Annotated in this window: 11 protein-coding genes; 8 read left to right on the forward strand and 3 right to left on the reverse strand. The window is 37.9% G+C overall.

Annotation, left to right across the window (positions count from 1 at the left end):
- Nucleotides 1-32: 32 nt before the first annotated feature.
- Together CYP54_RS02425 and CYP54_RS02430 are read right to left on the reverse strand one after the other, a co-directional pair.
- Nucleotides 33-2,081: a TnsB C-terminal domain-containing protein gene (locus tag CYP54_RS02425; RefSeq protein WP_103604071.1), complete on the reverse strand. Its 2,049-nt coding sequence runs from the start codon at nucleotides 2,079-2,081 to the stop codon at nucleotides 33-35.
- A complete protein-coding gene (locus tag CYP54_RS02430) occupies nucleotides 2,082-2,306 on the reverse strand; it encodes a helix-turn-helix domain-containing protein (protein WP_103604072.1) in 225 nt (74 codons plus the stop codon).
- 107 nt (nucleotides 2,307-2,413) lie between these two features.
- On the opposite strand from CYP54_RS02430, the gene CYP54_RS02435 reads away from it, so the two are divergent.
- The 8 genes from CYP54_RS02435 to CYP54_RS02470 all read left to right on the forward strand — a co-directional run bounded on the left by CYP54_RS02435 (nucleotide 2,414) and on the right by CYP54_RS02470 (nucleotide 8,684).
- Entirely contained in the window at nucleotides 2,414-3,022 is a 609-nt protein-coding gene (locus CYP54_RS02435; RefSeq protein ID WP_103604073.1) for a hypothetical protein, read from the forward strand.
- A gap of 303 nt (nucleotides 3,023-3,325) precedes the next feature.
- Nucleotides 3,326-3,964, forward strand: coding sequence for a LexA family transcriptional regulator (locus tag CYP54_RS02440; protein ID WP_103604074.1), 639 nt, complete (start codon nucleotides 3,326-3,328; stop codon nucleotides 3,962-3,964).
- Between the two features lie 474 nt (nucleotides 3,965-4,438).
- Nucleotides 4,439-5,599: an MATE family efflux transporter gene (locus tag CYP54_RS02445; RefSeq protein WP_258033623.1), complete on the forward strand. Its 1,161-nt coding sequence runs from the start codon at nucleotides 4,439-4,441 to the stop codon at nucleotides 5,597-5,599.
- Nucleotides 5,600-5,646: 47 nt separating this feature from the next.
- Entirely contained in the window at nucleotides 5,647-6,315 is a 669-nt protein-coding gene (locus CYP54_RS02450) for a CsgG/HfaB family protein (protein ID WP_103604075.1), read from the forward strand.
- Entirely contained in the window at nucleotides 6,300-6,704 is a 405-nt protein-coding gene (locus CYP54_RS02455) for a DUF4810 domain-containing protein (RefSeq protein WP_103604076.1), read from the forward strand. Before CYP54_RS02450 ends, CYP54_RS02455 begins: the two co-directional genes overlap by 16 nt.
- A complete protein-coding gene (locus CYP54_RS02460; protein ID WP_103604077.1) occupies nucleotides 6,694-7,374 on the forward strand; it encodes a DUF799 domain-containing protein in 681 nt (226 codons plus the stop codon). The genes CYP54_RS02455 and CYP54_RS02460 overlap by 11 nt, the downstream gene beginning before the upstream one ends.
- A 3-nt stretch (nucleotides 7,375-7,377) precedes the next feature.
- Entirely contained in the window at nucleotides 7,378-8,265 is an 888-nt protein-coding gene (locus CYP54_RS02465; protein ID WP_103604078.1) for a DMT family transporter, read from the forward strand.
- Nucleotides 8,262-8,684 (forward strand): Sua5 YciO YrdC YwlC family protein, encoded by a 423-nt coding sequence (locus CYP54_RS02470; protein WP_103604079.1) that lies wholly within the window; start codon nucleotides 8,262-8,264, stop codon nucleotides 8,682-8,684. The genes CYP54_RS02465 and CYP54_RS02470 overlap by 4 nt, the downstream gene beginning before the upstream one ends.
- Nucleotides 8,685-8,693: 9 nt before the next feature.
- On the opposite strand, the gene CYP54_RS09820 is transcribed toward CYP54_RS02470, so the two are convergent.
- On the reverse strand, nucleotides 8,694-10,065 hold a 1,372-nt coding region (locus CYP54_RS09820), incomplete at its 5' end, for a M3 family metallopeptidase (protein WP_103604080.1).

Below are 10,065 nucleotides of genomic sequence, written 5' to 3' on the forward strand. Positions count from 1 at the left end.
TAATAGGACTTTAAACGACCTTGAAAACATTTTTATTCTCCACTTGCTATCTCTATGGCGTCGTCTACGGAAAATTTCTTTTTAGTCGTTCGCTCTGCGGTAAATTCGTTTAACTTATCGTAATCAAACCCCGCGTTTATTATGTTGTTTACCTCTTTTTGTCTTTTTATGGTCTCTTTGAGCGCCTCTATCTTGTCGCCGTCTTCGTAGTTAAAGTTCTCAGGTTTTAATGCCTCTTTGTGGGCTTCAAGCATTACTTCGAGATCGTAATTTACGTTTAGTCTCGTAAATTCGCTAAATTCGGCGCGTTTGATGACGGCTCGGATGGCTTTCATATCGTCTTTAAAGACCTTTTTAACGGCTTTGTAGGTTTCCGCGCTCATAGGGCATATCTCTTTATCTTTCGCTTCGCAGATGAAATTCCCTTCCAAATCGAATACGAATATCGAGCTTACGTCGTCTATGTTTTCGCTAACTAGCACCTGGGTCTTTACGGCCGGAAGAAATGCCGAGCCGAATTCTCTTGCATCGTAACTAATTCCCTTTTTGCCTACCGTTCTAGGCTCTAGTCCCCCGGCATGTAACATAAATTCCTCTTTTCTTACACCTTTTAGCGGTGTAGTATCGGCGTTCCATCTTTTTATTGGGCTGCTCCTTTTTATGCCCATCAGATCCCACGTAAGTACCTCGGTTTCAAATCTAGCTCTTGCTTGATCGAGCGTGAGAAGATATTTTAGGTTTGTCTTTTTGGGAAGTCCGTTTTCGTCCTTGGCATGCCTATCTTTTTTGGGTGTTCTTTGCTCGATGGCTTCACGCATAGCTAGATTAAAGCCTAGATATCCAGGCGTTTGAGAGATGCCCGCATGTTGAAGTGTGCCAAAGTGTCTCTCCACAAAACCCTTTTCGTCGCCGCTATATGCGATTGCTCTATCGTAGTCGATATTTAGACCGTTTAGTAGATACTGAAACTGCTTGCTTAGATAGTCCTTTCCGTTATCACCTTTGATATAGTCTGGTTTGCCTAGTGTATTTAAGGCTTTCCACATCAGCCTTATAAGTCCTAGCGCATTAGACTCCCTTTCTATGCTAGCTACGCATCTGCCGCTATAAACGTCTACAAAACTTAAGATATTAGCTCGTATAGCCTCGCCTTTTTCTCCGTCTCTTACCATCACGTCAAGCGGCGAGCTGTCTATCTGCCAGCATTGGTTGCGTCTAGTTATCATCTCGCCTTGATCTCCCATGGCAGGTTGCTGATAGCTTTTTGCTTTATCTTCGCCTTTTGTGATCATTATGTATTCTAATCGTTTGCTAGAGTCGGCGTAATAGCCGTCTAAATACCTTTTTATCACCCCAGTGTCAAAGAGCGGCTTTATATCTCCACTTATAAATTTAGGAAATTTTTTAGCCTCACCGATTCGGTAAAAATGCTCTTTGTGTAGATCACGCCAGACCTGAGAGATATTTAAACCTCCAGCTCCATAAGCTCTAAATTTAGTGAGGATAAACTCCTTCATCCACTCTTCGAGCACGCTAGCGTTTTTTCTATGCTTGCCGCGCTTATCTATCAGCGCCGCCGCGCCTTTTTCCTTATAAGCTTTTTGCCATCTAAAAAGGTTTGCCTCGCTTATACGGCTGTCTTCGCAAAACTTTTTACATGACACGCCATGTTTTTTGGCCGCCTCATACTCTTTTAACAGTCTGATTTTTTCGTTTATCTCCTCTTTTTCATCGTCGTCCAGCACCGCGTATTCCTTGTTTAAATTCTCTTCTTTACCGTCGCTCGCGTCAGCTTTGCCGCCCTTTATTTCGCTAAATTTCATCCGTTTAAATCCGCTTTGCTCCGAGCCGTCCTCTACGTATACGCTTACGTCTTTATTAGCTTTGCCGCCTTTTATCGCTCCGTCTATATCCGCGATCTCCACCGCAAATAGTAGCTTTGCCCCGCCGCGGCTTCTGATACCGGCGTCTTTTATACGGACGAACGGGTATTTTTGAGAGTTGCGAGTAGCAGAATTAATTAAAATTTTGGAATTGACATCAAAAATTCTAGCTGCCGCGGCGGTTTCGACGTAGATCATTTAGCTGGCCTTACTCTCTTCTTGCTCGCTTCTTAGGGCGTTAGGAAGCTCTTTTATTATGCCCTCGCTCAAAAGCGCTTCAAACACCTTTCTTGAAGTAGCGAAATTTTTATTGCCTACTACTTGGCCGTTTATCACCATATAGGTGGTGCGCTCGCTTAGATCGTGTTTTTTAGCCCACTGCCTTATGCTTATGCAGTTATCGGTGAAGTATTTCTTTATCACTTTGCGCTCCTTTCTTCTAATTTTCATAGTTAATAAGACTTTTATAGATTTTTTAAGCCCTCGTAAGTAAAATTTACTTGCCGCTATTTCTATACGAGGACTTAAAAATGCTATATTTTTGTTGTAAAGCTAAAAATGAGATTTGCAAAACCGTCTCAAAGCGGGATTTAGAGCTCATAAAAGAGTCTAATACTCAAGCTTACGAGGTATTTAAAACCTTGCAACGCAATCTAAGCGATTTAAATATGATCTCTTACGTCCTTAGAAAAGATTACAAATTTCCTCTAAATTTCTATCCCGAATATCAACTGACCCTAGGTTTTTACAACGATATATCTAAGATCGTATCGATTAACGGCGAAGATATTCCCTCAAGGCTATCTTTTGCCTTAGAGACCAAAGACGATGCCGTCTTGGTACCGCTCGTAAAATACGAGCTTTTATCTATTTCGGATAAGACGAAAAAGAAAAATCTTAATATCCTTACGCTCAAAGACCTAGCCGAAGATAAGAACGAATACCTGATTTTAGGAACTAAGATATTTCCAAAAAACGTCCTAGTTCCATTGGTATCGGGCATAATCTCTCTAAACAAAAAACTAAGCGATCTCTATTCTAAGAGCAAGACCGCCGTTATTTGCTATGAAAAAAGATCGCTAGCCGATACGCAAAAGCTACTTTTCAACGAGCTTTCTTATATCGTCCAAGGTGGCTGAAGCCATTTGAGCTCTTACTATAGCCATCTGCCCTCTAAATTCCTTGCGGGCTATCCTAAGCTGCTCTTTAGTTAACTCGGGGATACTTTCTCGCGTATTGCGCTTTTTCATGCTATCTCCTTTGGATAAAGTCTTATTAACAATAAAAATTTAAAGAACTATTTTTCAAACCTTTGAAAGATTTAATCTCAAATGAGATATAATTTTTCGTAAGTTTGAAAGTATTATATTCGTTTTTTACGAATAAGTCAATAAAAATATTCTTAAAATACGAATATTTTATTAAATTATAGAGGTGTGTGCATGGCAGCGGAAGAGGTTTTGGATAGAATTTATGAAATTGTAGGTGTAAAAAATAGAAACCAGCTATCACAAAAAATAGGCAAAACGCCGTCTACTATCGCTGGTTGGATCGAGAGAGATAAAGTGCCTATGGATATTTTGTATAAAATAGCAGACGAATACAACACTTCTATGGATTTTTTATTAGACGGTATTCGTAAAAACGAATACCAATCTAATGAAGTAGTAAATGGCTATTGGATAAAAAAACTAAATCAAAAAGTAGGCGCGGGTACGAGCGTAGACATAACGGAAGTCGACGTTATAGACGAAGATGATAAGTTTTTTGTTCCAGCGACTTTTTTTAAAACTATAATGAAAAACGAAAAACTACGTATGGCTCAAGTGGACGGCTATTCTATGGTGCCGATGCTTCATCCTGACAACTGGGTTATCTTTGAAAAAACAAAAGAATTTAAAGGTGACGGATTGTATGTAATCATGTATAACGACAATCTTATGGTGAAAATCCTTCAAAAAACGCCGCGCGGGAATTTATATATCAAAAGTACAAACAAAGATTATGAAAGTTTTGAGCTAGATGAAAATACTTGTGGATCTTGCCAGATTATCGGTAAAGTGATTAAATGTATTATTTAAAATAGACTTAAAATGATGTTTAATCGTTTAAGCTATTTCTAAACAATATTTAAGATTAAAATAGTTTTTTGGCGTAATTTGCAAATGATGTTTAATTGGAGACCCTATATTAACTCTATAACCGCAGATTAAACATCATTAAGTTTTATTAAACATCATTTTTCTTTATTTTTTGATGTTTAATGCCTATATTTTTAAAAATTCGCTGTGCTTCTAGCGACAAACCTTAAACGATATACGGCTGTGATGGATAAAATATCGGGACGAATTTTGGGAGGCTTTAAATGGCGTTTAAAGAGCTATTGTTTGGGCTTTTATAAGTGTTTGCGGTGTTAAATTTTTCCGCTTTTTTGGGACAAAACGGACGATTTGGGATTATAGGGATTTTTCTTTTAGCTGAATTCTTGCGTTACAACTGAGAGTGAAACTTTTTAAAATACCTATTTTACGCGCTTTCAAAAATCTTGCGCTAAAATTTCTCACTCTCATTTTCTATACCCCCTCACAGTTGCTAGCCAGTATCTTGGTAATAAACAAAGTGGCAACGCCAAAATCACAGCAAATCAGCTCGTTTGGTTTAGTTTTATCTTTGCCTTTTTTATCGCAGCGGTCATCATAGTTTTAAAAGATATTATCCTAGATTATGTCTTTGGCGATATTGGTGAGCAAGTAAGGCATGATGCTAGTCACTATCTTGTTTTCTCAGCTATTTCTGCACCATTTTTGGCTGTCTATGCAGCAGCTGCGGCGATCTTTCGCACGATGTCAAACGCAAAGCTACCTATGTATATTATGGCGGCTGCAAATTTATTAAATGTACTTCTAACTGCCATTAGTATTTATACATTTCATACCGGCATTTTAGGTATTGCCATCAGTACGCTTATAGCCAAGATACTTGCTTGCTTTGTCATAGTCTATTTGCTTCTTGATATAAGGCTAAAACTTCACATAAGAAAGAGCTTTATCTATAAATTTGACTACGAGATCATAAAGAAAATTTTAAATATCGGTGTGCCTTATGGCTTTGAAAATTCGATGTTTTATGTGGGTCGCATCATCGTTTTGAGTCTTGTTTCACTCTTTGGCACAGCAAGTATCGCTGCAAATGCCGTGGGAGGGACGATCGTGATGTTTCAAGTACTCCCTGGTATGGCGATAGGCACAGGACTTAGTGTAGTTATCTCAAGGTGCGTTGGTGCAAACGACTTTGCTCAGGCTAAATTTTACGTAAGAAAGTCGATGATAAGCATCTATATTGTCCATCTTTTTAGCACAGCAGTAATTTTGCTTTTACTTGAGCCACTGCTTAGGGTTTATAATCTCTCAAGTGAAGCCATAAATTTAACAAGGCAGATCGTCTGGTATCACGGCATCGCGATGTGCCTTATTTGGCCACTTGCCTACACATATCCAACCGTTTTTCGTGCTGCAGGGGACGCTAAATATCCAATGATTGTAAATTTAGTTTGTATGTTTGCTTGTAGAGTCATCTTGGCCTATGTCTTTGCGCTCACATTTGATCTTGGCATGATAGGTACTTGGTTTGCAATGTTTGCTGACTGGGCTGTAAAGGCGGTGCTTTTTACGATTAGATACTTAAAAGGCACATGGATGAAATTTAAAGCTATTTAAAAAGAAATTTAGTAATATACAAGCGATTTTGTCGCAAAGGATAAAAAATGAAAAATATATTTAAATTTGGTGCAGTTTTGCTTACGGCAGCTCTTTTTACTGGATGTGCGAGTGAGAGTTCAAGGGTTGTTGAGACTCCAAAAGTAGCAAGCTACGGCACAGTTTACAATGGTCAAAAAATTTCAGTTTCGATAGGTCGATTTAATAATCAATCAGCTTACCAAAATGGTGTATTTGCTGATGGCGAGGATAGGCTTGGCAACCAAGCTCAAAGCATTTTGATCACAAATTTACAGCAAAGTGGCAGATTTTTAGTTCTTGATAGATCAAATATGAAAGTCATAAAACAAGAGAGCGAGCTAAGCAAAGAGGCTCAAAATTTAAAAGGCTCACGATACGTGATCACTGGTGATGTGACAGAGTTTGGTCGCAAGACAACAGGCGATCATCAGTTATTTGGCATACTTGGCAAAGGTAAACAACAAACCGCGTACTCAAAGGTCAATTTAAACGTTGTTGATACAAAGACCGCGGAGGTAGTTTATTCAGTTAGCGGAGCTGGCGAATACACCCTTTCAAACAGAGAGATCATCGGCTTTGGCGGCACAGCAGGATACGACTCTACGCTAAATGGCAAGGTACTAAGCCTAGCTATTATTGAAGCGGTAAATAACCTAGTAAATGGCATAGAAAGTGGAGCATGGCAAGTAAAATAAGGCTTGCCAGCTTTGCGCTTTTTGCACTATTTTTAGCGGGTTGCGGTCATTCAAACGCTCCAAGATCACTTTATTATTGGGATGGATCATATAGTAGCTCGCTATATAGCTATCTAAATGAAGAGGGCGATACAAACGAGCAAATTTCACGCTTAGAAAATTTGGTGCAGATATCAACACAAAAGGGCTATAAGATCGCTCCTGGCGTATATGCACACCTTGGACTTTTGTATCTAAATAACGGAAATTTAGGCGCTGCAAATGCAAATTTTGATAAAGAAGTAGAGAATTTCCCAGAGTCAAGGGAGTATATAAATTTCATCAAAGGCTCTAAAAATTTAGCTCCAAAAAAAGCAGAGCAAAAAGAGGGGGCAAATAATGAAAAATAGCCTGAAATTTATAGCCGCTATATTTTTGGTAGTATTTTTTACGGGCTGCTCTATAAAAGAACCTGAGCCATACGACTACTCAGAATTTTTACAAAAAAGACCTCACTCTATCTTAGTGCTTATGCCAACAAACGATAGCACAGAAATTTCAGGTCCAGCTGCAGTTTTAGCAAATGCAGTCGCACCACTAAGTGAGGCAGGATACTACGTATTTCCAGTGGCTCTTGTAAATGATACCTTTAAGCTAAATGGTATAACCGAGCCAAGCGAGATCGCAGCAGTGCCACTAAATAAGCTTGATAAAATTTTCCATGCTGATAGTGTGCTTTATATAAATATAAAAGATTATGGTACGAGCTATGCAGTCATCTCAAGCTCAACAAAGGTTATCCTTGAAGCAAAGCTTATCGATATAAAAAGCGGCGCTACTCTTTGGCAAGGTAGTGCTATAGCAGCAGAAGATAGCAGTAGCGGCCAAAGTAGCCTACTTGGCATGTTAGTCTCAGCCGTCATCTCACAGGTGGCAAATACCATCTCAGATAGATCATACGATCTAGCAGTAATGGCAGATGCTTATTTATTTTCAAGAGATTGCCATAACTGCATACTTTATGGACCATATTCGCCGCATTATGGCAAAGACGCACAGCTTCTTCATAAAGACAGATAATTAATGAATACTCATCGTCTTGGGATACTCCTTGCTTTAGTTGGCGGTATCCTTTGGGGATTTAGCGGGGTTTGTGGGCAATATCTATTTTCACTTGGTATAAGTTCTGATTTTTTGGTGCCATATAGACTGATGCTAGCTGGCATTGTTATTGTGATTTTTTATGCTTTTAAAGAACCAAGTGCCGTTTTTGCTCCGATTAAAGATATAAAGCTACTTGGTGAGTTTTTAGTCTATGCCCTGCTTGGGCTTATGATGACGCAGTACGCTTATTTTTACTCCATTGAGCTTTCAAATGCCGCAGTTGCAACTGTTATTCAATACACCGCGCCAGTTCTCATCCTAGCCGTCATCTGCCTAAAAGAGAAGCGAGCACCAAGACTACTTGAAATTTTAGCTCTGCTTTGCGCGATGCTTGGCGTATTTTTCCTAAGCACACATGCACAAATTTCATCTCTTGCCATCTCGCCAAAAGCGCTATTTTGGTGCTTAGTTAGTGCCGTTTGTGTTTGTGTTTATAATCTTGCTCCAGCAAGGCTAAATGCGAAGTATTCAGTCACTCTCACGCTTGGTTGGGGAATGGTTATGGGTGGAGTAGTGCTTGCTTGTTATATGAGAGTTTGGGATTTTGCTGGGCTTAATGGGATAAATCAATGGCTGGCATTTATTGCTGTTATTACGCTTGGCACCATTTTTGCATTTAGCTTTTATATGATAGGTGTTAAGCTCATAGGCGCAGCAAAAGCTAGTTTATTAGCCTGCATAGAACCACTAAGTGCAGCATTTTTTGGCTATTTTTGGCTTGGGACAAAATTTGTATTTTGGGATTTTTTAGGATTTGCTCTAATAATCTCTTGTATATTTTTACTATCAAAAAGAGAAAAATTATGATATTTCTAGCACAAACCGATACGACAGCTGGCTTTTTGAGTAAAGATTATAAAGAGATAAATAAGGTAAAAATGCGTGATGAGAGTAAACCTTGCCTTATCACGACAGCGAAATTTAGCGTTTTAAATGAGCTTGTTAGAGTGCCAAAAAAATATAAAAATTTTATACGCCATTCAAGGAAAGCCACATTTTTGTATCCAAATTTAAAGGCTATTAGAGTCGTAAAAGAGTGCGAGCACGAAAAATTTTTAGCTAAATTTGACTGGTTTTATTCAAGCAGTGCAAACAAGAATGGACAAAATTTTAATGAAGCTTGGGCTATGAGCGTGGCTGATGAAATAGTAGATGATCATTTTTTCGAAGATACCCCATCAAAAATTTATAAAATTTCTCGAAAAAAAATAAAACGTTTAAGGTAACTAGTAAATTTATACAGCCACTGCCTTTTTAAACTCATCTAAATTTTTTAGCGCTTCATCTATGCCAATCAGCCAAAATTCGCACTTTGTCGTATCTTTTTTAAAGTGTTTTTTCATTAGCTCTTCCACGCTTTTTGTGCCACACTCTATTAAAAATTGTTTATAAATTTTGCAAAATTTTGCTTCATCTTTTTTAAACTCACTTAGAAAAAATTGTGATAGCAGATAGCCAACGCTATAAGGATAGTTGTAGATATAATTATCTGTTTTATAAAAATGCGGCTTAAAATATGGCAAAAATTCTTCAACATCGCTCGTGCTGTCTTTATAAAATTTATCCCAAGCTTGTTTTAAAAGATCATTTGCATCTTTTTTGCTGACTTGACCTTTTTGTCGCAGCTTTATAAAACCAGTCTCAAACTCGTATCTAACGCTTATGTGTAGTAAAAAATTTGCAGCACTTTTTAGCTCCTGCCATAAAATTTCTACCCTAAGTGAGTCATCTTTTTTTAACTCATTTCGTAAAAGAGTTTCATTAAATGTACTCGCACTCTCGGCTAAGCTCATTGGAAAATTTGCGCTTAAAACCGGAAGATCACGCATCAAGTAGTAGTGCCAAGCATGTCCCAGCTCATGAGCTTGCTGGATTAAGTGTGAAAGAGTATTCATGTAGGTGGTAAAAATTCTTGGTTGCTTAAATTTTGGCAAACTTACAAAAAATGCTCCGCCAGCTTTATTTTCTCGTACATCGCTTTCTATCCAGTGTTTGTCTATCATAAGCTTTATAAAACTATCTTCACCTAGTGGTTTTAATGCTTTTTTGATGATTTTAATAGCCTCGTCATGAGAAATTTCACTGTGCTTGCTAAGTGGATAAGGTGCCAAAAGATCGCAACTTCTCATACTTTTACCACCTAAAAAGCTAGCTCTTACTCTTACACATTCTCTTATTTTTTCCACTCTTTTGCTAATAGTTTCTTGCATGGCGTTTAAAGTGTCAAGGCTCATTTTATTTTCTTCAAGGCTTGGGGTTAAAAAATCAACTTTTGCTGCCTTAAATTTAGCCAGTCTAAATCCATGAAGCATATTTAAGATATCAAGATAAAGATCGGCAAATTTATCATAGTGAGAACTCAGAGCATCAAACACATTTTTGCGTAAAATTTCATCATCTGATCCTTTTAATATGCCCATACATTTTGCAAGATTATAGCTTTGTGTATTTGCATTTTTATTGGCAGCAGAGATATTTATTAAATTATTTAGATGTCTAAAATTTGCAAAAAGTGGGAAAAAATTTGTGAGTGCTAAATTTGCAAAAAAATCTCTTTCACTCTTTTTTCGTATTTTGCTCTTGCTATTTTTATGCTCTAAATATATA

Source organism: Campylobacter concisus, assembly GCF_002914005.1.
GTDB classification, from domain to species: Bacteria; Campylobacterota; Campylobacteria; order Campylobacterales; family Campylobacteraceae; genus Campylobacter_A; species Campylobacter_A concisus_N.

Bases quoted from the DNA above. Each gene is read 5' to 3' on its own strand.
- CYP54_RS02435 (WP_103604073.1), top strand. From the start codon at position 2,414: ATGCTATATTTTTGTTGTAAAGCTAAAAATGAGATTTGCAAAACCGTC.
- CYP54_RS02470 (WP_103604079.1), top strand. From the start codon at position 8,262: ATGATATTTCTAGCACAAACCGATACGACAGCTGGCTTTTTGAGTAAA.
- CYP54_RS02455 (WP_103604076.1), top strand. From the start codon at position 6,300: ATGGCAAGTAAAATAAGGCTTGCCAGCTTTGCGCTTTTTGCACTATTT.
- CYP54_RS02460 (WP_103604077.1), top strand. From the start codon at position 6,694: ATGAAAAATAGCCTGAAATTTATAGCCGCTATATTTTTGGTAGTATTT.
- CYP54_RS02450 (WP_103604075.1), top strand. From the start codon at position 5,647: ATGAAAAATATATTTAAATTTGGTGCAGTTTTGCTTACGGCAGCTCTT.
- CYP54_RS02465 (WP_103604078.1), top strand. From the start codon at position 7,378: ATGAATACTCATCGTCTTGGGATACTCCTTGCTTTAGTTGGCGGTATC.
- CYP54_RS02440 (WP_103604074.1), top strand. From the start codon at position 3,326: ATGGCAGCGGAAGAGGTTTTGGATAGAATTTATGAAATTGTAGGTGTA.
- CYP54_RS02425 (WP_103604071.1), bottom strand. From the start codon at position 2,081: ATGATCTACGTCGAAACCGCCGCGGCAGCTAGAATTTTTGATGTCAAT.